Origin of the sequence: Streptomyces sp. NPDC093064 (genome assembly GCF_044754605.1) — a bacterium.
Classification (GTDB): domain Bacteria; phylum Actinomycetota; class Actinomycetes; order Streptomycetales; family Streptomycetaceae; genus Streptomyces.
Genome location: NZ_JBIVPK010000067.1, coordinates 1 through 21,941, shown reverse-complemented (window position 1 = coordinate 21,941; position 21,941 = coordinate 1). Strand labels below are relative to the sequence as shown.

Below are 21,941 nucleotides of genomic sequence, written 5' to 3'. Positions count from 1 at the left end.
CGGGCCGCAGATGCGGCCGACGTCGATCACCCGATCTTAGCTCACTGTTACCTATACTCACAATGAACGAGGTCCTGGTATTGTTCCCGCATGACCACCCCCGACCCCGACGGTCTTCTCGCCGAGCAACTGCTGCGGCTCACCCGCCGGGTGCACCGCATCCAGAAGCGGCACCTCGAACTGCACGCCCTGGGTATCACGCCGGCCCAGTCCCGGCTGCTGCGCACCCTGGTGCACTTCGGCGAGCCGCCCCGCATGGCGGATCTGGCCGAGTCCCTGGAGGTCGTGCCCCGCGCGGTGACGACCCTCGTGGACGGCCTCGAGGCGAGCGGCAAGGTGCGCCGGGTACCTGATCCGGCCAATCGCAGGGTCATCCGCATCGAGCTCACCGACGACGGGCGCAAGGCCCTGGGGGAGCTGCGCCGCGCCCGGCGGGCCGCCGCGGAGGAAATCCTGGCGCCCCTGACGGGTGAGCAGCGCGAGACGCTCGGCGGACTGCTGGATACGCTGGTGGGCACGGTGCCCACCCAGGGGCGCGGCTGCTGAGCCGCACTTCGACGCGTCAACGCCGGTCCGAACACGACGCGTTGCCGCCAGGAGCGAGAAGAGTGCGGGACGGCCTGGCGCACCACACGGCACTCTTTCGCCGGCTACACAGCCGATGCGGTGACTACAGCCGCAGGTGGGCCTTGTCCCCCATGACGATGACGGGCTTGTTCTTCGGATCGAGCCTGCGGAGCAGGTACTCCATCGCGGACTCAGGAACACTCACGCAGCCCAGCGTGCCGTCACCGTGGTCCAGGTGCAGCCAAATACCACCGCCCTTGCTCTGGCCCAGCGGACGGGTCGGATCGTCCGGGCGAGTGCCACGCAGGCGGTTGTAGTCGATGGCGATGACGTAGTCGAAGTCGTGCCAGTGCGCTTCGTCCCAGTAGAACGGGGAGATGAAGGCGTTCTCGTCCTGGGTGTACGGGAGCCGGGTGCCGGGGTCGTCGAGGACGCCGCCGGCGTCGGAGAGCGTGAACACTCCCACCGGGCTCCGCTCGTCGTTCTCCCAGTGGTCGACCACCCAGCCGCGCTTGCCGTTGTGGGCCGGCCAACTCCCTTGCGGCTCCCACTTGGTGCCGTACTTCTCGTAGAGAACGAGCGTGGAGTCGGGGGAGGTCTTGTGGTCGCCGAAGACCGCCACGATCTGCCGAGTGCCGATGGGTACCTGCTGCCACATGCGGTCCCCGATCCCCGGAACCCGGGACGGCACCACGGGCGCGCTGGACCGGGCGGTCCCCGTCGGCCCGCCCGGCCTGGGTATGTCGCCGTAATGGCGGACCTCGCTGGGCGTTCCGCCACACCCGGCCAGTGCCGCCAGAAGGAACCCACAGGTCGCCGCAGCGACCACCGCACGCCATGCACCGCGAGTCTGCATGTCCTCATCTTGACCAGGAGACACGACGTGATCTAGTCGAGATTGGCCCAAATAGCCTTATCCCCTTCTCATTGGGGCATTCCACTGTTCGACTCCTGGTCAGAGGCCCCTGGCACGTGGGTCGGAACGCGCCGGGCCCTTGCATCCGACAGGCCGGGAGCGAAGCGGCCAATCCCGTTCCCTCGTACGGAAAACCGCTTGCTTTCGACCACTTTGCGCCGCCAGGCTGTCACGGCTCGCCCGCCGCCCCGGCGGCAGCCTTCCGCCCCTGACACGAGCCACTGGGACGTCATGCAGATTCAAGACCTTCCGTATCCCGATCCGGGCGTGCCTGACGCACGCTCGGGTCCCCGACTCCTGTGGTGGCTGGGGCGGAACCAGCTGGGCGGGCAGATGAAGGCACTGGCGTGGGGACTGCTGCACTTCGCCTCCGTCTCCGCCCTGCCGTTCTGCGTGGGCCTCGCCATCCAGGCGGTCGTCGACCGCTCGGGTGCGCGGCTGGCCTTCGCCGGCGGGCTGCTGACGGTGGCTTGTGCCGGCAACGCGCTCGGCGACACCTACCTGCATCGCGCCGCGGTCACCAACTGGATCACCGCCGCCGCCCGCGTCCAGCAACTGCTCGCCCGCAAGGCCGCCGCGCTGGGCTCAGCGCTGACCCGGCGGGTGGCCGCCGGCGAGGTGGTCGCCGTGTCCACCGGCGATGTCGAGAAGATCGGCTGGTTCGTGGAGGCCGTGTCCCGGTTCACCGCGGCGGCCCTCACCATCGTGCTGGTCTGTGTCGCCCTGCTCGTCTACCAGCCCGCGCTGGGCGTGGTCGTCGCCGTGGGCCTGCCGGCGCTGGCTCTCGCGGTACTGCCGCTGCTGCCCCGCGCGACCCGGCGCGCCGACGTGCAGCGTGAGAAGGCGGGCCGCGCCACCGAACTGGCCTCGGACACCGTCGCCGGACTGCGAGTGCTGCGCGGCATCGGCGGGGAGGAGCTGTTCCTCGACCGCTACCGGCGTGCCTCCCAGGAGGTGCGGCACGCGGCCGTCCGCAGTGCCCGCATGTGGTCCCTGATCGCCGCGATCCAGGTCCTGCTGCCGGGCCTGCTGCTGATCGGGGTCGTCTGGTACGGCGTGCACCTGGCCCGCGCGGGCCGGATCAGCGTGGGCGAACTCGTCACCGTCTACAGCTCCGTCATGGTCCTCACCTACCCGCTGCGGCACTTCGTCGAGATCGCCATGGCGTACTCCTTCTCCCGCCCGTCGGCCGCCCGGGCCGCCCGGGTGCTGTCCCTGGAACGGGCCACCGACGGGACCGGGACACGGGCACCCGTCGTGCCGTCAGGTGAACTGCACGACCCGGCGACCGGCCTTCGCGCACCGGCCGGACAACTCACCGCCGTGGTCTGCGGCGACCCGGACGCCGCGGGCCGGCTGGCAGAACGGCTCGGCGGCCACCCCACCGAGCCGGGCACCTCGGCGCTGCTCGGGGGCGTACCGCTGGACGAGTTGCCGCTCGGCTCCGCGCGCACGGCCGTCCTGGTCCAGGACAAGGACCCGGTGCTGCTGTCCGGATCGCTGCGCGCACTGCTCGATGTGCCCGCCTCGGGGGAGGTCGCCGCCCGGGAGGCGCTCACCGCCGCCCAGTGCGACGACGTCCTGGACGCGCTCGCGCAATCGTCGCCGTCCGCCGAGGACCCGATGGACGTCCGGATCACCGAGCGCGGCCGGTCGCTCTCCGGTGGCCAGCGCCAGCGTCTGGCTCTGGCCCGGTCGCTGATCACCGACCCCGAGGTGCTCGTCCTGGACGAACCGACCTCCGCCGTCGACTCGCACACCGAGGCGCGGATCGCGCGGGGCCTGCGGGACCTGCGGGCCGGACGCACCACGGTGGTCTTCACCTCCTCGCCCCTCCTCCTGGACCGCGCCGACCGGGTGGTGCTGGTCCACGAGGGCGCGGTCGCCGCGGTCGGTGTGCACCGGGACCTGGTGCACACCGAGCCCCGGTACCGCGCGGTGGTGACCCGGGAGACCGACGAGGAACGCGCCGCGCACGACGTGCTCGACGGCGGCGGCAGGCTGCGGGCCGCACCGGACCGCCCGCGGCACGACGCGCCGTTCGACGACGAGGCCACCCCGCGGGACGCCACGGAAGAAGCCCGGAAAGATGACCTGGACGGGGCCCTGGACGGGGCCCTGGACGGGGCCCTGGACGGGGCCCTCGAAGAGATGGAGGAGACGGCATGATCGGCGTGGCGCCCCCTGCCTACGACCCGGCGGCCCCTACCACGGCCGACACCCTGCCGGTCGGTTCCGCCGCGACCGTACGCTCCTATGTGAGCGAACTGCTGCACCGGCACCGGCGGGCCTTCGTCCTGCTCATCACCGTCAACACCGTCGCCGTGCTGGCCTCCATGGCCGGTCCCTGGCTGCTGGGCGACCTGGTGGAACGGGTGGCGGACGGCACCCGCGAGCTGCATCTGCCCCTCACCACCGCACTGTTCGTCCTCGCGTTGCTCGTCCAGGCGGTGTTCGTACGGGAGGTGCGGCTGCGCGGGGCGATGCTCGGCGAACGGATGCTGGCCGACCTGCGCGAGGACTTCCTCGTCCGGTCGGTGGGCCTGCCGCCGGGTGTGCTGGAGCGGGCGGGCACCGGCGACCTGCTCTCCCGTATCACCACCGACATCGACCGGCTCGCCAACGCGATGCGCGAGGCCGTGCCGCAGCTGGCGATCGGGGTCGTGTGGGTGGCGCTGCTGCTCGGCGGTCTGGTCCTGACCGCGCCGCCGCTCGCCGCGGCCGTGCTGCTGGCCGTGCCGCTGCTGGTGCTCGGCTGCCGCTGGTACTTCCGGCGGGCGCCGTCCGCCTACCGCTCCGAGGCCGCGGGCTACGCCGCCGTGGCCGCCGCGCTCACCGAGACCGTCGATGCCGGGCGCACCGTCGAGGCACACCGTCTCGGCGAACGCCGCGTCGCCCTGTCGGAACTCCGGATCACGCAATGGACCGCGTGGGAACGCTACACACTCTGGCTGCGGTCGGTGCTCTTCCCGGTCGTCAACGTCACCCACGTCACCGTGCTCGCCTCGGTTCTCATGGTCGGTGGCGTGTTCGTCCTGCGGGGCTGGATCGGGGTCGGTCAGCTGACGACGGGTGCCCTCATCGCGCAGATGCTGGTCGACCCGGTGGGGCTGATCCTGCGCTGGTACGACGAGTTGCAGGTGGCGCAGGTGTCGCTGGCCCGGCTCGTCGGGGTGCGCGACATCGAGCCGGACGCCGGGGACGACTCGCTGGCCCCCGCCGGCCGGGACGTGGACGCGGACCGGGTGCACTTCGGCTACCTGGAGGGCGTCGACGTCCTGCGCGAGGTCTCCCTGAAGGTCGCCCCGGGCACGCGACTGGCCCTGGTCGGCCCGTCCGGCGCCGGAAAGTCCACGCTGGGCCGGCTGCTCGCCGGGATCTACGCGCCCCGGAACGGCCGGATCGCGCTCGGCGGCGCCGAACTGTCCCGGATGCCCGCCGAACGCGTCCGCTCCCACGTCGCCCTCGTCAACCAGGAGCACCACGTCTTCGTGGGATCCCTGCGCGACAACCTGCTGCTCGCCCGCACGGACGCCGTCGACGCGGAGCTGTGGGCGGCACTGGGCGCGGTCGACGCGAACGGCTGGGCTCGTGCCCTCGACGACGGGCTGGACACCGAGGTCGGCTCCGGCGGTCTGGCCCTCACCCCGGCCCAGGCCCAGCAGATCGCCCTGGCCCGGCTGGTCCTGGCCGATCCGCACACGCTGGTCCTGGACGAGGCGACCTCGCTGCTCGACCCACGTGCGGCCCGGCATCTGGAGCGGTCCCTGGCCCGCGTCCTGGACGGCCGCACGGTCGTCGCCATCGCCCACCGACTCCACACGGCCCACGACGCCGATGTCATCGCGGTGGTCGAGAACGGCCGCATCAGCGAGCTGGGCAGCCACGACGATCTCGTCACGGCGAACGGCACCTACGCGGCGCTGTGGCGGTCCTGGCACGGGTGACGGCATGATCCCGCTGCGCCCACGGGCGCATGCGGGCCGGCCCCTGCCTCGAAACGCGAGCCGCCCGGCCGTTCGGCCTGCGGGCCGCGAGCTCTGTCGTCCGGGGTGACGGTGCCGGGGGGGGTGGCGCGAGGACGGGTGCGGCGGGGGCGCGGGGACGCGTGCGGCGTCGTGCGCGGTCGCCGGGACCGACGAAGTCGGCGGGATCGGCGGGACCGGCTCCAGCGCGGCGACCGAAGCGGTGGCCGACCTGACGGCGAGCGCGGCCGCCGGGACCGGCAGGGTCGTCGGGACCGGCTTCGGCGTGGTGGCCTGGGCGGCGATGGGCACAGTGACCGGCGCAGTCGCCGGGGCGGGCTCCGGCGCGGTGACCGGTGCGATACCGGGCCCGGCGGCCGGGGCGGGCCCGGGACGGGACGGGCGGTGGACAGGGCATCGGCCGGGCCTCGCGGTCGGTGCCGTTGCGCGGTGCCGAACAGCGGTGGAAGGCTGGAAAGCGGAAACGGCTCGGGGAGCGCCCGGGAACCGTGTGGTTCGTGCCGGGTGCCGGCTGCGCCCCGCACACCGGCCGCGCAGAGAACGGGCCCGTCCCCACCACCTGGAGGTACCCGTGGACAGCGCCGAGGGATGGGGAGACGACGTCTACCAGCCCGACGACTCCGAAGTCAGGGAGGACACGGGCGTGCTCGACCCGGAGGACACGCTGGTGTACGACGGTGTCGACGACCCCCTGGACCGTGGCTGGTCGCCTCCGGAGCGGCCGTGGGCCGTGGAGCACACCGGCGTGACCGCCGCGGAGCGCCGGCAGGGCGAAACCCTGGACCAGCGTCTCGCCGAGGAACTGCCCGAACCGCCCGTCTGGGACGGCGACGACATGGGCGACTGCGAGGACACCGACGGGGAACTCCTGGACAACGAGGTCGGCGACGCCCGCTCCGGCCGCCTCGTCGCCCCCGACGAGGGAGCGCACGAGGACGACGAGAGCGCCCTGGTCGCCACCGACGTGGGCATCGACGGCGCGGCCGCCTCCGCCGAGGAGGCCGCAATGCACGTCGTCGACGAGGAAACCCCGCAGGGCTGACCCGGCCGCCCGCGTGCCGCCGCCCTCTCCCCCGCCGCACGAGGAGCACCCATGCAGCAGGACAAGCACCCCGACTACCACCCCGTCGTCTTCCGGGACCGCGCCGCCGGTTACGCCTTCCTCACCCGGTCCACCGCGACCAGTGAGCAGACCATCGAGTGGGACGACGGCGCGACCTACCCGGTCGTGGACGTGGAGATCTCCTCGGAGAGCCACCCGTTCTACACCGGCAAGGCCCGCACGGTGGACTCGGAGGGCCGCGTCGCCCGGTTCGAGCGGCGTTACGGCGGCGGGCAGGGCCCCGGGGGCGACGGGGCCTGACCTGCGACCGGCGGTGGAACGGCCTGTCCGGCCGGAAGCCGGGCGGGGCCCGCGTGACAGGCCGGACAGGGGTCCGGGCAGGGCCGCCGGGTGCTGTGGAGCGTGAGCGCTGCCGAGCGCGTCCCTCAGATGAAGTTCAGTGCGACCGCGCAGCCCACTCCGCCGAGCACCATGAACGCCGGCATCAGCACCTTGAGCTCGACCCAGCTGCCCGCCCGGAACCGCATCGCCTTCGGCGGACCGATGGGGTACCAGCGCTTGCGGCCCAGTGGTATCGGCCACAGGATGGGGCACCCGGAGACGGTCAGCGCGTCGCCGATGTCGTGCATCAGCGCGCCCAGCACGATCGGCAGGCCCAGCCACAGGTACTCCTGGCCCGAAGCGGTGAACAGCCAGTCCGATCCGTTGCCGGGCTGGTCGAGGATGTCCGCCAGGATCCAGGCGCTGGTCGCGGCCAGCAGCCAGACCAGGACCGCGCTGCTGGAGCCGCGGGCCGCCCGCCACAGCAGGCCCTCGATGGCCAGCACCATGTGCACGAAGAGAATGGCCAGCACCGCCCAGCGGCCCCCGGTGATCGCCAGCGCGGAGGTGCCCGCCCCGATCAGCACCGCCCACAGCCAGGTGTGCGTCAGCGTCCGGTGCCCGCCGGAACGACGCGGGTCGCCCTGCTTCCGCGTCGCCTTGTAGACGGTGTAGGACAGCTTGTCGACGATCTCGCACAGCGCGTGCGAGACCGGTCCGAAGGCTCTCGAGATGGTGGCGGCCTTGTGGTCCAGGTCCGGGGCGAGCGCCGCCCCGGCGCAGATCAGCGCACCGACCAGCAGGACCGGCCAGGGCATCGGGTGCCCGGCCGCGGCGACCGCGGCTCCGACGCCGAGCCAGGCTGCCGCGCCCGACAGTGAGTGTGCTGGTCCCATCATGGCCGTTGCCCGCCCCATTCCTCTTACGCCGCTGTCCAGTTGACCCGGTGTGCCGATGTCCTGTCGGCGACACAGCGTAGCGGTCGTGATCTTCGGTCCGGCATCCGATTCCCGTCTCGGCCGGGGCGCCAGGCAAGATGGGGGCGTGACCCTCATCGATCAGCTCCCGCCGACCGCCGACCCCGACGCCCTGTACGAGGCCTTCGAATCCTGGGCGCAGGAGCGCGGTCTCACGCTCTATCCCCACCAGGAGGAGGCACTGATCGAGGCGGTCTCCGGAGCCAACGTGATCGTGTCGACGCCCACCGGGTCCGGCAAGAGCATGATCGCCGCCGGCGCTCACTTCGCCGCGCTGGCCAGGGACGAGGTCACCTTCTACACGGCGCCGATCAAAGCGCTGGTGTCGGAGAAGTTCTTCGAGCTGTGCAAGATGTTCGGCACCGAGAACGTCGGTATGCTCACCGGCGACGCCTCCGTGAACGCCGACGCGCCCGTCATCTGCTGCACGGCTGAGGTCCTCGCGTCGATCGCGCTGCGCGACGGCAAGGACGCCGACGTCGGCCAGGTCGTCATGGACGAGTTCCACTTCTACGCGGAGGCCGACCGGGGCTGGGCCTGGCAGATTCCGCTGCTGGAACTTCCGCAGGCGCAGTTCGTCCTGATGTCGGCCACGCTCGGCGACGTCTCCTTCTTCGAGAAGGACCTCACCCGTCGCACCGGGCGCCCCACCGCGGTGGTCCGTTCGGCGACCCGCCCGGTTCCCCTGTCCTACGAGTACCGGCGCACACCGCTCACCGAGACGCTCACCGACCTGCTGCAGACGCGCCAGGCGCCGGTGTACATCGTCCACTTCACCCAGGCCCAGGCCGTGGAGCGGGCGCAGGCGCTGATGAGCATCAACATGTGCTCGCGGGAGGAGAAGGATCAGATCGCCGAGCTGATCGGCAACTTCCGCTTCACCACCAGGTTCGGCCGCAACCTCTCCCGCTACGTCCGGCACGGCATCGGCGTCCACCACGCCGGCATGCTGCCCAAGTACCGGCGCTTGGTGGAGAAGCTGGCGCAGGCCGGTCTGCTGAAGGTGATCTGCGGTACGGACACGCTCGGCGTGGGTGTCAACGTGCCGATCCGTACGGTGTTGTTCACCGCGTTGACCAAGTACGACGGCAGCCGCGTACGCACGCTGCGCGCCCGTGAGTTCCACCAGATCGCCGGCCGGGCCGGCCGCGCGGGCTTCGACACCGAGGGCTTCGTCGCCGCGCAGGCCCCCGAGCACGTCATCGAGAACGAGAAGGCCCTCGCCAAAGCGGGCGACGACCCGAAGAAGCGCCGCAAGGTCGTCCGCAAGAAGGCACCGGACGGCTTCGTCGGCTGGACGGACAACACCTTCGACAAGCTCATCGCCTCCGAGCCGGAGCCGCTGACCTCCCGCTTCCGCGTGACGCACACAATGCTGCTGTCGGTGATCGCACGGCCCGGCAACGCCTTCGAGGCGATGCGGCGCCTGCTGGAGGACAACCACGAGCCGCGCAAGCAGCAGCTGAGGCACATCCGGCGGGCGATCGCCATCTACCGCTCGCTGCTGGACGGCGGCATCGTGGAGAAGCTCGACCGGCCGGACGCCGAGGGCCGTATCGTCCGGCTCACGGTCGATCTCCAGCAGGACTTCGCGCTCAACCAGCCGCTGTCCACCTTCGCGCTGGCCGCGTTCGAGCTGCTGGACCCCGAGTCGCCGTCCTACGCCCTGGACATGGTGTCCGTCGTGGAGTCCACGCTGGACGACCCGCGGCAGATCCTCGCCGCCCAGCAGAACAAGGCGCGTGGCGAGGCCGTGGCCGCGATGAAGGCGGACGGCGTCGAGTACGAGGAGCGCATGGAGCGCCTCCAGGAGGTCACGTACCCCAAGCCGCTGGAAGAGCTGCTCTTCCACGCGTACAACACCTACCGCAAGAGCCACCCCTGGGTGGGCGACCATCCGCTGTCGCCGAAGTCCGTGATCCGCGACATGTACGAACGAGCCATGTCGTTCACGGAGTTGGTGTCCCACTACGAGCTGGCCCGCACCGAGGGCATTGTGCTGCGCTACCTGGCCAGCGCGTACAAGGCCCTGGAGCACACCGTTCCGGACGACCTGAAGTCCGAGGACCTTCAGGACCTGATCGCCTGGCTCGGCGAGATGGTGCGCCAGGTCGACTCCAGCCTGCTGGACGAGTGGGAACAGCTGGCCAACCCGTCGGAGATGACCGCCGAGGAGGCCCAGGAGAAGGCCGACCAGGTCAAGCCGGTCACCTCCAACGCGCGCGCGTTCCGCGTCCTGGTCCGCAACGCCATGTTCCGCCGCGTCGAACTCGCCGCCCTCGACCAGGTCGGGGAGCTGGGCGAAATGGATGCCGATTCCGGGTGGGACGCCGATGCCTGGGGCGAGGCGATGGACAAGTACTGGGACGAGCACGACGACCTCGGTACCGGACCCGACGCCCGCGGTCCCAAGCTGCTGGTGCTCAAGGAGGAGCCGCAGAACGGGCTGTGGCGCGTGCGGCAGATCTTCGACGACCCCGCGGGTGACCACGACTGGGGGATCAGCGCCGAAGTCGATCTCACCGCATCCGACGCCGAGGGCCGCGCGGTCGTCCGTGTGACCGACGTCGGTCAGCTGTGAGCCGACGTCGACCCGTTCTGAACCCAGGAGTCTTCCACCCATGACGAACCCGGCCGAAAGGCTCGTCGACCTGCTCGACCTGGAGCAGATAGAAGTCAACATCTTCCGCGGCCGCAGTCCGCAGGAGTCCCTCCAGAGGGTCTTCGGCGGCCAGGTGGCCGGCCAGGCGCTGGTCGCCGCCGGACGCACCACGGACGGCGAGCGCCCGGTCCATTCGCTGCACGCGTACTTCCTGCGCCCGGGCCGGCCGGGGGTGCCGATCGTGTACCAGGTGGAGCGGGTACGGGATGGGCGGTCCTTCACCACCCGCCGGGTCACCGCGGTGCAGCAGGGCCGGACGATCTTCAATCTGACCGCCTCCTTCCACAAGCCTGAACAAGGGAGCTTCGAGCACCAGCTGCCGCCGGCTCGCGAGATCCCGGAGCCGGAGTCCCTGCCGACGGTCGCGGACGAGATCCGGGAGCATCTGGGAACCCTGCCGGAGCAGTTGGAGCGCATGGCACGGCGCCAGCCGTTCGACATCCGGTATGTGGACCGGCTGCGTTGGACCGCCGAGAATGTCAAGGAAGCCGAACCGCGCAGTGCCGTGTGGATGCGCGCGGTGGGGCCGCTCGGTGACGACCCGCTCGTGCACACCTGCGCGCTGACCTACGCCAGTGACATGACCTTGCTCGACGCGGTGCGCATCCCGGTCGAGCCGCTGTGGGGGCCGCGGGGCTTCGACATGGCGTCGCTGGACCACGCCATGTGGTTCCACCGGCCGTTCCGTGCGGACGAGTGGTTCCTGTACGACCAGGAGTCGCCGATCGCGACGGGCGGCCGTGGTCTGGCCCGCGGGCGCATCTACGACCTTCAGGGGCGCCTGCTCGTGTCGGTCGTGCAGGAAGGGCTGTTCCGCGCGGTGTAGGCGGACACTCTCTCCGCCATGGTCCGTCGGGCTCTCCGCGGTGATCCGTCGGGCGCTCCGGTCCAGTCCGGGACTGGCGTGTGTGGCTCAGGTGGCTCTGCGGAAGAGCCTGCCCAGCAGGCCGCGTGACCGCCGGGGGTACTCGGACGGCCGGAGGTTCTCGGACGGCCGGGGTCGATCGCGGTGCCTGGGCGCGGGCGGACGCCGGTGCCGTGCCGAGTGCGGGTGTGAGTCCGGGTGCCGGTGTGGGTCCGGGCCCGGGTGCGGGTCAGGGTGCCGCGAGGCCGGGCGGGGCGCGGGCCGGTGGGTTCGCGCCTCCCGCACCGCCCGTGCCAGGTCCGCGCGGAGCAGGTCGACCTCGTCGGGGTCCTGCGCCGTCGTGATCCGCTCGGTGAGGTGGACGGCCGGCGATCCAGGTGCGCCATGGGCGGGTGACGGCGGCCGGAAACGGCTCAGATGGGAGCGCTCGTAGGGATCCGTGATGATCTCGGAGATCTGGACCGGGTCGAGCAGCGAGGCCATGACGCCCGCCCGCTCCCATGGGTCCCCGGCCTGACTCAGCAGGAAGCCGAGGTGCCGTCCGCGCCAGTTGCGGGGGCGCAGGTCCAGGCCGGTGTCCAGTTGGCCCCGCAGTGTCTCCGGCAGGGGCCGGTTCAGTAGCGAGGCATTCTTCGCGTCGGCGGCGAACTCCCTTAGTTCGTCGGCCAGATACCGCCAGACCACGGCCCTGTAGCGGTTGAGATGGAACGCGACCGGAACCAGGAGGCCCAGTCTGGCAAGACGGGTGAACCGGGCGGCGGTCACCTCCATGATCGCCGAGCCCTCCCTGGTGTTCACGGTCGCCACCCGCTGCCGCAGCGCGTCCGGGAAGCCCTCCTGCCCGCGCAGCAGCTCGACCTCGGCGCGGTCGACCTGCCGGCCGCCTCCTGCCTCAGCGGGACGGGTGCGGATGTGGCCGAGGTGCACGGCCAGGTCGAACTCGCTGCGTTTGAACCCCAGTTCGCGGGCCGCCCGGCTCTGCGAGAAGGGCGCTCGGCCCCTGGTGGCGGCCGTCCGGGCGGTTGGCGTGACCTCGTGTGTGGCGGTGTTGCCGGACATACTCGTCTCCCCCGTGGAGTGTCGGGATCGCGCCGTTTGCGCTCACCTGCGAAAAACGGTAGCCGGTGAGGGGAATCGGCGGCGCGGGCCTGTGGACAACTCCGCAAAGGATGATGAAAGATGCAGGTCAGAGGTCTGTCGACGATGTCCCTTCAGGCCGGCGGGCGTCCACGTCGAGATGCTCGCCGACCCGGTTGACGAGAAGAGTCATCTCGTAGGCGATCTGCCCGATGTCGGCCTCCGCTCCGCTGAGGACGCACAGGCAACTGCCCGCGCCTGCGGCCGTGACGAACAGCACCGCGTCGTCGAACTCGACCATCGTCTGGCGCACCCCGCCCGCGCCGAAATGGCGTCCCGAGCCCTTGGCCAGGCTGTGCAGACCGGACGAGACGGCCGCGAGATGTTCCGCGTCCTCGCGTCGCAGTCCCGTGCTCGTCCCCGTCACCAGCCCATCGGTGGAGAGGACTAAGGCGTGGCGTACGTGTTCCACGCGTTGGGTCAGATCGTCGAGCAGCCAGCTCAGTGTCTGGTTCTGCGCCATGATGCGGTCTCCCCGTGTGATCTCTTCCCCCCTGACCGGAGGATCTGCCGCCAGCCTTCCCCACCGCCGCTGTCCCGGCAAGGAGGATGGGCCCATGGCAGACAAGATGACCGACGAGGAATGGCGGGCGTTCGTCTCGTACGGCACCCGCACCGGAAAACTGTCGACCGTACGGGCCGACGGGAGCCCTCATGTCGCGCCGATCTGGTTCCTTCTCGACGGCGACGACGTGGTGTTCAACACCGGGAAGGAGACCGTGAAAGGACGCAATCTGGCCCGAGACGACCGGGTGGCCCTGTGCGTGGACGACGAACGGCCGCCGTTCACGTTCGTGGTGCTGCAGGGCCGCGCCCGGCTGTCGGAGGACCTCGACGAGCTCCGGCAGTGGGCCACCCGCATCGGCGGCCGATACATGGGCGAGGAGCGCGGCGAGGAGTTCGGAGCACGCAACGGCGTACCGGGCGAACTCCTGGTCCGGGTCAGGATCGACAAGGTGTTGGCAGTGAAGGATGTCGCGGACTGACCCACCACCGGCGGGCTCCCGCCCGTCCGGCCGTACGCGGCCGGTTCCGTGCAGCCCGCAAAGTCGCGGAGCCGGGTGGTGCGCAGGCGATCCACCCGGCACACTCCACGCGCCGGACGAGCATCCGCTTCCCGGGCGCCCGTCGGCCCCAGTGAGGGATCATGCGGAACATGAGCGACGACCACACACACGTCCAGGAGTTCTTCACCGCCCGCGCCGCCGATTGGGACAGCCGGTTCCCGGACGACGGACCCGCCTACGCGGCCGCGGTCGCCGAACTCGGGCTGCGCGAGGGCGACCGAGTCCTCGACGCGGGATGCGGCACCGGGCGCGCCCTGCCCCCACTGCGTGCCGCAGTGGGGGCGCCGGGCATCGTCGTGGGCGCCGATCTCACGTGGGCCATGCTGGAAGCCGCCGTACGGGCCGGACGGGACCGGGAGGGGCTGCTGCTGCTCGCCGATGTCGGCGCGCTGCCACTCGTGTCAGGGTCGTTCGACGCCGTTTTCGCCGCCGGCCTCATCGCGCACCTGCCTCATCCCTCGGAGAACCTGCGCGAGTTGCGGCGCGTCGTACGTCCCGGTGGCACCCTGGCGCTGTTCCATCCGATCGGCCGTGCGGCGCTCGCCGCGCGCCAGGGTCGGCAGATCACGCCGGACGACCTGCGCGCGGAACCCAACCTCCGGCCCCTGCTCTCCCGTTCGGGATGGCGCATGACCTCCTACGTGGACGAGGACGCCCGCTTCCTGGCGCTGGCCGTACGCGAGGACTGATCCCCGACCGGCCGTACGGGCCCCACGGTGGAGAACCGCAGGTCCGGCTGTGCACGGGAGTCGTGACAACGGCCTTCCACTGGCACTAGGGTGCGCGCCGTTGGACGAACCGATGGGGAGGCTGAGATGGCCGAGACGGACGAGGAGGTCGCCGCCGCGGACGACGCTCTCTATGTGCTCACGGCGGTACTGCTGACGCCCGCACAGTTTCCGAGCGTTCTGGGCGACGACTACCCGGAGGCCTGCGCGGCGCTCGGCCTCGCACCGCTCGCCGACGGGTACGGTCTGGTGCTCGGTCAGGACGGTGACGGGGCGCGGTGGACGGTCGTCGTCGACGACGTGTCGCTGGTCGCCGTGGCCATCGCGTCCTGGGACTGCGGCATGGAGTACGACCTGTCGCCCGACGAGCGCAGCGTCGTCGCCGCCCTGCCGGGGTGGCCCCTGGCCCTCGCCGTGGCGGCTCCGGGCGTGCCCGCACCGCACGACCCGGACCCGGAGTCTTCGGGCGGGCCCGCGCTGGCCCCGCCCGACACGAGCGTCTGGGGACCGGCCCAGCGCCGTCTGGGCGCCGACGAGATCGCACTGCAGTGGGCAGTGTGGCGCGAGCAGATCGACGACGCGGAGTTCGTCGCTCCCGCAGACCGGGCCGGGTCCCTGACCGGGAACGATGAAGGTCCGTCGAGCGCGTCGGCCGACGGGAGCGGCGAACCGCAGAACGGGACGGGTGGCAAGGCTTCCCCGAGCCACAGCGGCATCCGCAGCGTTCTGGCGCAGGCACGCGCGTACGTGGACGCGCCTCCACCGCTGGGCCGGGTCCGGTCGTCCTTCGCGCCGGGCGACGCGCGCACCCTGCGGGCCGACGGTCCCGGCTGGTCGATGGTGGCCCGCACCGACGACATCGCCTTCGTGCTCCTCGACGACGAGCCCGGTGAGGTCCTGCCCGTCGGCCGGGGGCCGGAGCTTCCGGGCCTGCTGGAAGCCCTCGACAAGCTGGCGGTACGCCCCCTCTGAGGTCCGGTGCTCAGAGGGAGCAGCCTCCCGGCACATGTCTTGCCTCTCCATGACGAGCCCCGGCTCCATGTGGTGCCGACCCATGGATGACGGGGTGACCGGTCCGCACGATGGGGCAGCCCTGGGCGCTCCATACGCCCGCGCTGTACCCGCCGACCCGTCGTGCCGCTGGAGGCCGTCATGCGTCTGTCCCGAGGATTTCCGCTCGTCGCCGCCGCTCTGATGGCGGCGGCCGTCACATCGTCCGTTCCCGCCACGGCTGCCTCCAGCACCGGCACCGGCGGGCATTGTGCGCACCAGGAGCGCGTGCGGGTGCCGGGCGCGGCCTTCCAGCAGGCCGCCTGTCTGCCCGATCTGACCACCACCGGGCTGACCGGTACCCCGTACACCGATCCGAACGACCAGGCGGGGCTCACGGCCCGGGCGACGCGCACACCGTCCGGGGTGCCCGGGACGCAGATCGACGGCTATTTCCCGGACTCCTCCCACTTCAACACCACGCACGGCTGGGACCACGACGCCCAGTTCGTGATCAGGCTGCCGGACCGTTGGAACGGCGGCCTCGTGGTCACCGGGGCGCCCGGCACACGTAAGCAGTACGCGACGGACAAGGCGATCTCGGACCAGGTGCTGGCGCAGGGCTTCGCCTACGCCGCGACCGACAAGGGGAACAGCGGAGCCGACTTCTACCGCGACGGCAGCCGTCCCGGGGACGCGGTCGCCGAGTGGAACGCACGCACCACCCAGCTCACGCGGGCGGCCAGGCGCGCGGTCGCCCAGCGCTACGGCCACGCGCCACGCCGTACGTACATGACCGGCATCTCCAACGGCGGCTACCTCACGCGCTGGCAGCTCGAGCACCATCCGGACCTGTACGACGGCGGCGTGGACTGGGAAGGGGCGCTGTGGACGGCCGAGGGCCCGAACCTGCTCACCTCACTGCCGACGGCCGTAGCCCGGACCCTGGGCTCGGCAAGCGACGCGGACCTGTACGCGGTCGGCTTCGCGCGGGGCTCGGAGTTCCTGTGGCCGTACCACGGGCAGGCGTACTGGGGCGTGACGCAGAAGACCTACCGAGCCGCGTTCGACCCGGCCTACGACCCTGCCTGTCCCGGACCGTCCGCCGGGACCACGCCGGAGCAGATCCTGGCGCCCTGCGCCTCGGACGCGGTGTACGACTACGCGGCCCGTCCCGCCTCCGTGCACCGCGCCGTGGCCCGTGTGGCCCTGACCGGACGGATCGGCAAACCCCTGATCACGCTGCACGGCGATCTCGACGCGCTGCTGCCCCGCGCGGCGGACTCGGACGTGTACGCGCGCATGGTCGACGCGAGCGGACGGGGCGGGCTGCACCGGTACTACACCATCCAGGGCGGCACGCACGTCGACGGACTGTACGACACCTATCCCGACCGGCTGCGGCCGATCCTGCCCTGCTACCGGTCGGCGCTCGACACGCTGGTGGCGTGGGTGGAGCGCGGTGTCCGACCGCCCGCGGACCGGACCGTCGGCAGGCCCGCGAGCGGCGATGTGGTCGACTCCTGCGCCCTGGGCGGGAACGCGCGGGCGCGGTAGCGCTTCAGCGGCCGAGCTCCTTGCGGGTGACGCGGCGCAGCCGGCGTCGCTGCGAGGGGTCCAGGGCGAGGTACGCGGCGACCGGGACTCCGAGCACTATCAGGACGGCGGCCCACCAGGGCAGCCAGATCAGCAGGATGAGTCCGACCGCCACGCCTCCTGCGGCGATCTTCGCGTTCTTCGACATCTGTCGCCTCCTTCGCGGCCACTGCCGCTCTCTGTCGTGAGAACGGGCCCGCGCTCCCAGCGGTTCCGGACCGCGACCCTGAGACGTCCCTGAGGCGCACCCCTACTGGTCGTGCGGGGCCCGCTCTCCTCGGCCCCGCGCGGCACCCCGGTCCACCGCGCCCTGGGACCACCCGTCCTTCCGGTGGCCCACACCACCGCACCAATTGTTCCCGGTAGGCCGCCGCTGTGCTGTACCCTCGGCGACCCAACTCCAAGTAGTCAAATTTGAGGAATCAGCTTGGCTGTGCAGAGAACTCCCGCGGCATCACCATCCGAGATCTCCGAACTGGCCCGCTGCTGTGCGGTGTTCGTACCCTCGGACCCCGCCCGCGCGGGCCGGGTCGCCTTCTGGCACCCCGACGGCCGTACTCCGCCGGCCGTGGTCCCGGAACCCGTCGAAGAGGTGACCGTCGTCCTCCCCCTCAGCGGTGGCGTGGAGGCGGTGACCGTGCCCGCCGTCCTGCTCCCCGTGCGCACGGCCCTGCCGATCCTCACGCACGCGCGTGCCACCGGACACGGGCACCGGGCCACCGTGTTCTGGGGCGCGGCGTCCGTCCTGGGCCTGCACCTCGTGGCACGGGGCCTGCTGCTGCCCGGCCTGTCCGCCGGCGACCACGACGCCTGGCGCGCGGCACCACTGCGCGGCCGAGACGCCGAGCACGTCCGGGCGCTGGCCGCCTCGATGCCGCCCGAGGCGCACGCCGTCCCCCTCGACGGCACCGAGCGGCCGCGGCTGCCCGACCCCGAGCATCTGCTGCGCGGCTTCCTGGACGCGGTGGCCGACACACTGCCCCGCTCCCCTGCCGCGCCCCTCCTCACGGGCGGCCCCGCCTACGCCACCAGGGAACCGCGGCACGTTCCGGAGCTGCGGGCGTGGACCGCCGACGTCGCCGCGGGTCACGACGCGGGCGCAAGGATCTCGCTGCGCGTGGAGGTGCTTGGGCTCGAGTCCGCCGGGCGGCACGACGCCGAGCCGCGGTTCCGCGCGGTGCTTCAGGTGCACGACGTCGACGATCCCGCGCAGGTCGCCGACGCCGCCGACGTGTGGGCCGGCTCGGGCCGCACGGGCCAGGCGTTCGGTCCCGGGGTGCGGACGGACGTCCTGCTCGCCCTGCGCCGCGCGGCCCGTTCGTGGCCGGCGCTGACGCCGCTGCTGTCGGCATCCGCGCCGGACACCGTCGAACTCGTCTCCGAGGAGGTCGCCGAACTCCTCGGCGAGGGCGCCCGGACCCTGGCCGCCGCAGGGGTGGACGTGCACTGGCCCGCGCAGCCGGCCCGCGGACTGGTCTCCGGTCTCACGGTCGGACCTGTGGACGGGGACGGCGGCTCCGGCAGCACCGGCAGCACCGGCAGCACACTGCCGGATCCCCGAACAGCCCTGTCCGCGGACGCCCTGCTCGCCTTCGACTGGTGGTTCGCACTGGGCGGCCAACGGCTCACACGCGAGGAGCTGGACCGCCTGGCGGAGGCCAACCGGCCCCTCGTGCGGCTGCGCGACCAGTGGATCCTCGTCGACCCCGCCGAGTTGCGCCGCGCCCGGGACCGACAGGACCGGAAGATCAGCCCCGTGGAAGCGCTGGGCGCCGCCCTGACCGGCTCGGCGGAGGTCGACGGCCACCAGGTCGAGGTCCGCCCCACGGGATGGCTGGCAGCCCTGCGGGACCGGCTGGCGGACCCTGAGGCAGGGGAACCGGTCGGGCAGCCGGCCGCGCTCGCCGCCCGCCTGCGCGACTACCAGCTGCGCGGGCTCGACTGGCTGGTCCGGATGACGTCCCTGGGACTGGGCTGCTGCCTGGCCGACGACATGGGGCTCGGCAAGACGATCACACTGATCGCGCTGCATCTGCACCGCCGGAGCGACCCGGCGTCCGCCGGACCGACCCTCGTGGTGTGCCCCGCGTCGCTGATGGGCAACTGGCAGCGGGAGATCGAGAAGTTCGCGCCCGGCACGCCCATACGGCGCTTCCACGGCTCCCGGCGCGATCTGGAAGCCCTGGGTGACGGCGAGTTCGTCCTCACCACGTACGGCACCATGCGCCTGGACGCGCCGCGCCTGGCCGAGGTGGCGTGGGGCATGGTCGTGGCGGACGAGGCCCAGCACGTGAAGAACCCCTACTCGGCGACGGCCCGGCGGCTGCGCTCCATCGGCGCACGCGCACGCGTGGCACTCACCGGCACCCCCGTCGAGAACAACCTGTCCGAACTGTGGGCGATCCTCGACTGGGCGACGCCCGGACTGCTGGGCCGGCTCGGCACCTTCCGCACCCGCTACGCGGCGGCCATCGAGAGCGGTCGGGACCCGGCCGCCGCCGAGCGCCTCGCCCGGCTCGTCGGCCCGTTCCTGCTGCGGCGCCGCAAGTCCGACCCGGGGATCGTGCCCGAACTGCCGCCGAAGACCGAGACCGATCGCGCGGTGTCGCTCACCGTGGAACAGACGGGGCTGTACGAGGCCCTGGTGCGCGAGACACTCGCGGCGATCTCCGGCGCCGACGACATGGCGCGCCGAGGGCTGATCGTGAAGCTGCTGACCGGTCTGAAGCAGATCTGCAACCATCCGGCGCAGTTCCTCAAGGAGGACCTGCCGAGGATCGCCGGCCGGTCCGGGAAACTGGAGCTACTGGACGAACTGCTCGGCACCATCCTCGCCGAGGGGGCGAGCGTCCTGGTGTTCACCCAGTACGTGCGGATGGCACGCCTGATCGAGCGGCACCTGGCCGCACGCGGTGTGCAGTCGCAGTTCCTGCACGGCGGGACAGCCGTCGCCGAGCGGGAGGCCATGGTCCGGCGCTTCCAGGCCGGCGAAGTACCCGTTTTCCTGCTGTCGTTGAAGGCGGCGGGCACCGGACTCAACCTCACGCGCGCGGAGCACGTCGTGCACTACGACCGCTGGTGGAACCCCGCTGTCGAGGCCCAGGCCACCGACCGGGCGTACCGCATCGGGCAGAACCGGCCCGTGCAGGTGCACCGGCTCATCGCCGAGGGAACGATCGAGGACCGTATCGCCGAACTGCTGCACCGCAAGCGGGATCTGGCCGACGCGGTACTGGGGACGGGCGAGAGGGCGCTCACCGAACTGACGGACGCGGAGCTGGCCGACCTGGTGGAGCTGCGAGGAGGATCGCGATGACGGAGCACCGTGCCGACCAGGAGCGTACGTTCCCCGCGCTGCCGCCCGCGCGGGGGCGGGGTTTCGCCCGCACGTGGTGGGGCCAGGCCTGGCTGAAGGCGCTCGAGGACACGGCCCTGGACGGCAAGCAGGTGAAGACCGGCCGCAGACTCGCCCGCGCCGGCGCGGTGGGCGCGGTCTCGGTACGCCCGGGCCGCATCACGGCCGTGGTGCACGACCGCGATCGTACGGCGCACCGCGCGGACGTGCTGCTGGAAGAACTGTCCGACGGCGAGTGGGACCGGTTCCTGGATGTCGTCGTCGAACGGTCCGGGCACCTGGCGGCGCTGCTCGACCGGGACCTGCCGCCGTCCCTCGCCGAGGACGCCGCGGCCGCGGGGATCGAACTGCTGCCCGGGATCGGGGATCTGGAACCCGAGTGCGACTGCGGCGCCTGGGACCACTGCGGGCACACCGCGGCACTGTGCCACGTGGTGGCGCGGCTGCTGGACCAGGATCCGTTCGTGCTGCTGCTGATGCGCGGCCGCGCTGAGCGACTCCTGTCAGCCGACCTCCAAGGCCGTGACACCACGGACGACGCGGGGCCGTCGGCGCCGGACGGCGTGGACGCCGCGGAGGCGTACGCGGCGGGGTACGCGCTGCCTGAGCTGCCGCCCCTGCCGGAGCTGCCCGCGGAGCCGGGCCTGCCGCCCACCCTGGACACCGGGGCCCCGCCGGCGCCGGGGGTCGATCCCACCGCGCTGGAGATCCTGACCGCGCGGACGGCGGCGGCGGCGCACCAGTGGCTCGGCGAGACGCTGAACGCCGGGACGGCGGCGCACTCGCCGATCCCGGAGCCGACCGTCGCCCAGGACGCCGTACGCCTGGCCGCGGGCGCCACCGACAGTGCCGTGCTGGACCGGCTGGCCGGAGGCTCGGGCCGCAGCAAGGAGGAGCTGGCACGAGCCGTGCTCGCCTTTCGACTGGGAGGCGCTGCGGGCCTGTCCGTGCTGGAGGAGGAGTGGGCGCCGGCCGGCGACGACCACGCACGCGCGTGCGTCGCTGTGCAGTCGGCCTGGGAGGAGGACGAGAGGCCATCGCTGCGGGCCGAGAACAACCGCTGGACCGTCGACGGGGAGGACCGCCAGCTCCGCCTGGGACGGGACGGCCGCTGGTGGCCCTACCGGAAGCGGCAGGGCCACTGGGTGCCCGCCGGGTCACCCGCCCAGGACCCGGCGACGGCGCTGGCCGTGACGACCCGTACCGAGAGCTGGGAGGAGTAGCCGGGCAGGGTGAATCTGCGTACGGCAGCCCCGCCTGGTCCGGTCGCCGTGATGGCGGGACGCCGCCGTCCGCTCACGGGAGCAGCGATTGGAGATCACTGGGGATCTCGCTCGGCAGACCACTCGGGAAGCCGGAGGGCAGGGAGCCGGGGAGCCGGGTCGGCAGCTCGGTGGGGAGGCTGAGGGTCGGGGCGGGTGCTCGTCCCGTGAGCCGCTCCCCGAGGAAGCGAGCACCAGCACCAAGGCGACCGCACCGACGGCGGCCAGCACGGTGAGGAGGCGGGATGGCCATGGCGCCCATCGTCGCCGTCGGCCGGACAACGCGCGGGCCCCGCGCGGAAGTCGATACGAACCCATGCCGTGACTCCTCCCCCGATAAATCCGGGGGGCTTTTCCTGTCGGTGGCTAGGCCACGTCGGGAAGGGCCAGCCCGGCCCTGAGTGCGACGTTCCATGCGCCTACCCGGTCCGCGTGGTCGCGGTGGTCAC

At 72.1% G+C, this 21,941-nt stretch carries 18 protein-coding genes; 13 read left to right on the top strand and 5 right to left on the bottom strand.

The genetic code is table 11. The features are described 5' to 3' along the window. Nucleotides 1-90: 90 nt before the first annotated feature. Complete coding sequence (locus ACIQFZ_RS39045) at nucleotides 91-546, top strand: MarR family transcriptional regulator (RefSeq protein ID WP_365437564.1); 456 nt, start codon at nucleotides 91-93, stop codon at nucleotides 544-546. A 124-nt stretch (nucleotides 547-670) separates the two neighbouring features. Here the strand turns inward: ACIQFZ_RS39045 and ACIQFZ_RS39040 are convergent, their stop codons facing one another. Next, on the bottom strand, nucleotides 671-1,423 hold the full coding sequence (locus ACIQFZ_RS39040) for a L,D-transpeptidase family protein (protein ID WP_383059959.1): 753 nt from the start codon (nucleotides 1,421-1,423) through the stop codon (nucleotides 671-673). Nucleotides 1,424-1,714: 291 nt separating this feature from the next. Between ACIQFZ_RS39040 and ACIQFZ_RS39035 the strand changes: the two genes are divergently transcribed. From ACIQFZ_RS39035 to ACIQFZ_RS39020, 4 genes are all read left to right on the top strand, one after another. Next, nucleotides 1,715-3,652, top strand: coding sequence for an ABC transporter ATP-binding protein (locus tag ACIQFZ_RS39035; RefSeq protein ID WP_402693486.1), 1,938 nt, complete (start codon nucleotides 1,715-1,717; stop codon nucleotides 3,650-3,652). Beyond that, entirely contained in the window at nucleotides 3,649-5,430 is a 1,782-nt protein-coding gene (locus ACIQFZ_RS39030; RefSeq protein WP_402693485.1) for an ABC transporter ATP-binding protein, read from the top strand. The genes ACIQFZ_RS39035 and ACIQFZ_RS39030 overlap by 4 nt, the downstream gene beginning before the upstream one ends. Nucleotides 5,431-6,040: 610 nt before the next feature. Further along, nucleotides 6,041-6,511 (top strand): DUF5709 domain-containing protein, encoded by a 471-nt coding sequence (locus ACIQFZ_RS39025; RefSeq protein WP_365775685.1) that lies wholly within the window; start codon nucleotides 6,041-6,043, stop codon nucleotides 6,509-6,511. A gap of 51 nt (nucleotides 6,512-6,562) precedes the next feature. Further along, complete coding sequence (locus tag ACIQFZ_RS39020) at nucleotides 6,563-6,832, top strand: type B 50S ribosomal protein L31 (protein ID WP_365426514.1); 270 nt, start codon at nucleotides 6,563-6,565, stop codon at nucleotides 6,830-6,832. 125 nt (nucleotides 6,833-6,957) lie between these two features. On the opposite strand, the gene ACIQFZ_RS39015 is transcribed toward ACIQFZ_RS39020, so the two are convergent. Then, nucleotides 6,958-7,752 (bottom strand): metal-dependent hydrolase, encoded by a 795-nt coding sequence (locus ACIQFZ_RS39015; RefSeq protein ID WP_365426517.1) that lies wholly within the window; start codon nucleotides 7,750-7,752, stop codon nucleotides 6,958-6,960. A 145-nt stretch (nucleotides 7,753-7,897) separates the two neighbouring features. Here ACIQFZ_RS39015 and ACIQFZ_RS39010 point away from each other — a divergent pair, with 145 nt between their 5' ends. Then, entirely contained in the window at nucleotides 7,898-10,411 is a 2,514-nt protein-coding gene (locus tag ACIQFZ_RS39010) for a DUF3516 domain-containing protein (RefSeq protein ID WP_365426520.1), read from the top strand. A 40-nt stretch (nucleotides 10,412-10,451) separates the two neighbouring features. Continuing rightward, nucleotides 10,452-11,318, top strand: a complete 867-nt coding sequence (locus ACIQFZ_RS39005) for an acyl-CoA thioesterase (protein ID WP_402693484.1) — start codon at nucleotides 10,452-10,454, stop codon at nucleotides 11,316-11,318. Nucleotides 11,319-11,405: 87 nt separating this feature from the next. Here the strand turns inward: ACIQFZ_RS39005 and ACIQFZ_RS39000 are convergent, their stop codons facing one another. Both ACIQFZ_RS39000 and ACIQFZ_RS38995 read right to left on the bottom strand, forming a co-directional pair. Next, nucleotides 11,406-12,416 (bottom strand): DUF6397 family protein, encoded by a 1,011-nt coding sequence (locus tag ACIQFZ_RS39000; RefSeq protein WP_383059953.1) that lies wholly within the window; start codon nucleotides 12,414-12,416, stop codon nucleotides 11,406-11,408. A 127-nt stretch (nucleotides 12,417-12,543) separates the two neighbouring features. Further along, nucleotides 12,544-12,957, bottom strand: a complete 414-nt coding sequence (locus ACIQFZ_RS38995; RefSeq protein ID WP_361420142.1) for a roadblock/LC7 domain-containing protein — start codon at nucleotides 12,955-12,957, stop codon at nucleotides 12,544-12,546. A 94-nt stretch (nucleotides 12,958-13,051) separates the two neighbouring features. Between ACIQFZ_RS38995 and ACIQFZ_RS38990 the strand changes: the two genes are divergently transcribed. From ACIQFZ_RS38990 to ACIQFZ_RS38975, 4 genes are all read left to right on the top strand, one after another. Beyond that, the gene (locus ACIQFZ_RS38990; protein WP_365429205.1) at nucleotides 13,052-13,480 is read left to right on the top strand and encodes a PPOX class F420-dependent oxidoreductase; all 429 of its coding nucleotides are present in this window, start codon (nucleotides 13,052-13,054) and stop codon (nucleotides 13,478-13,480) included. A gap of 170 nt (nucleotides 13,481-13,650) precedes the next feature. Beyond that, a complete protein-coding gene (locus ACIQFZ_RS38985) occupies nucleotides 13,651-14,250 on the top strand; it encodes a class I SAM-dependent methyltransferase (protein WP_365429202.1) in 600 nt (199 codons plus the stop codon). A 126-nt stretch (nucleotides 14,251-14,376) separates the two neighbouring features. Further along, a complete protein-coding gene (locus tag ACIQFZ_RS38980; RefSeq protein WP_376653733.1) occupies nucleotides 14,377-15,261 on the top strand; it encodes a hypothetical protein in 885 nt (294 codons plus the stop codon). A gap of 180 nt (nucleotides 15,262-15,441) precedes the next feature. After that, nucleotides 15,442-16,836, top strand: a complete 1,395-nt coding sequence (locus ACIQFZ_RS38975) for a tannase/feruloyl esterase family alpha/beta hydrolase (RefSeq protein WP_402693483.1) — start codon at nucleotides 15,442-15,444, stop codon at nucleotides 16,834-16,836. A gap of 4 nt (nucleotides 16,837-16,840) precedes the next feature. On the opposite strand, the gene ACIQFZ_RS38970 is transcribed toward ACIQFZ_RS38975, so the two are convergent. Continuing rightward, entirely contained in the window at nucleotides 16,841-17,023 is a 183-nt protein-coding gene (locus ACIQFZ_RS38970; protein ID WP_383063557.1) for a hypothetical protein, read from the bottom strand. 285 nt (nucleotides 17,024-17,308) lie between these two features. Here ACIQFZ_RS38970 and ACIQFZ_RS38965 point away from each other — a divergent pair, with 285 nt between their 5' ends. Together ACIQFZ_RS38965 and ACIQFZ_RS38960 are read left to right on the top strand one after the other, a co-directional pair. Then, nucleotides 17,309-20,191, top strand: coding sequence for an SNF2-related protein (locus ACIQFZ_RS38965; protein ID WP_402693490.1), 2,883 nt, complete (start codon nucleotides 17,309-17,311; stop codon nucleotides 20,189-20,191). Continuing rightward, the gene (locus tag ACIQFZ_RS38960; RefSeq protein ID WP_402693482.1) at nucleotides 20,188-21,453 is read left to right on the top strand and encodes an SWF or SNF family helicase; all 1,266 of its coding nucleotides are present in this window, start codon (nucleotides 20,188-20,190) and stop codon (nucleotides 21,451-21,453) included. Before ACIQFZ_RS38965 ends, ACIQFZ_RS38960 begins: the two co-directional genes overlap by 4 nt. Nucleotides 21,454-21,941: the final 488 nt, after the last annotated feature.

Coding starts and splice junctions, on each gene's coding strand:
- ACIQFZ_RS39045 (WP_365437564.1), top strand. CDS start 91: ATGACCACCCCCGACCCCGACGGTCTTCTCGCCGAGCAACTGCTGCGG.
- ACIQFZ_RS39040 (WP_383059959.1), bottom strand. CDS start 1,423: ATGCAGACTCGCGGTGCATGGCGTGCGGTGGTCGCTGCGGCGACCTGT.
- ACIQFZ_RS39035 (WP_402693486.1), top strand. CDS start 1,715: ATGCAGATTCAAGACCTTCCGTATCCCGATCCGGGCGTGCCTGACGCA.
- ACIQFZ_RS39030 (WP_402693485.1), top strand. CDS start 3,649: ATGATCGGCGTGGCGCCCCCTGCCTACGACCCGGCGGCCCCTACCACG.
- ACIQFZ_RS39020 (WP_365426514.1), top strand. CDS start 6,563: ATGCAGCAGGACAAGCACCCCGACTACCACCCCGTCGTCTTCCGGGAC.
- ACIQFZ_RS39015 (WP_365426517.1), bottom strand. CDS start 7,752: ATGATGGGACCAGCACACTCACTGTCGGGCGCGGCAGCCTGGCTCGGC.
- ACIQFZ_RS39005 (WP_402693484.1), top strand. CDS start 10,452: ATGACGAACCCGGCCGAAAGGCTCGTCGACCTGCTCGACCTGGAGCAG.
- ACIQFZ_RS39000 (WP_383059953.1), bottom strand. CDS start 12,416: ATGTCCGGCAACACCGCCACACACGAGGTCACGCCAACCGCCCGGACG.
- ACIQFZ_RS38995 (WP_361420142.1), bottom strand. CDS start 12,957: ATGGCGCAGAACCAGACACTGAGCTGGCTGCTCGACGATCTGACCCAA.
- ACIQFZ_RS38990 (WP_365429205.1), top strand. CDS start 13,052: ATGGCAGACAAGATGACCGACGAGGAATGGCGGGCGTTCGTCTCGTAC.
- ACIQFZ_RS38985 (WP_365429202.1), top strand. CDS start 13,651: ATGAGCGACGACCACACACACGTCCAGGAGTTCTTCACCGCCCGCGCC.
- ACIQFZ_RS38980 (WP_376653733.1), top strand. CDS start 14,377: ATGGCCGAGACGGACGAGGAGGTCGCCGCCGCGGACGACGCTCTCTAT.
- ACIQFZ_RS38975 (WP_402693483.1), top strand. CDS start 15,442: ATGCGTCTGTCCCGAGGATTTCCGCTCGTCGCCGCCGCTCTGATGGCG.
- ACIQFZ_RS38970 (WP_383063557.1), bottom strand. CDS start 17,023: ATGTCGAAGAACGCGAAGATCGCCGCAGGAGGCGTGGCGGTCGGACTC.
- ACIQFZ_RS38960 (WP_402693482.1), top strand. CDS start 20,188: ATGACGGAGCACCGTGCCGACCAGGAGCGTACGTTCCCCGCGCTGCCG.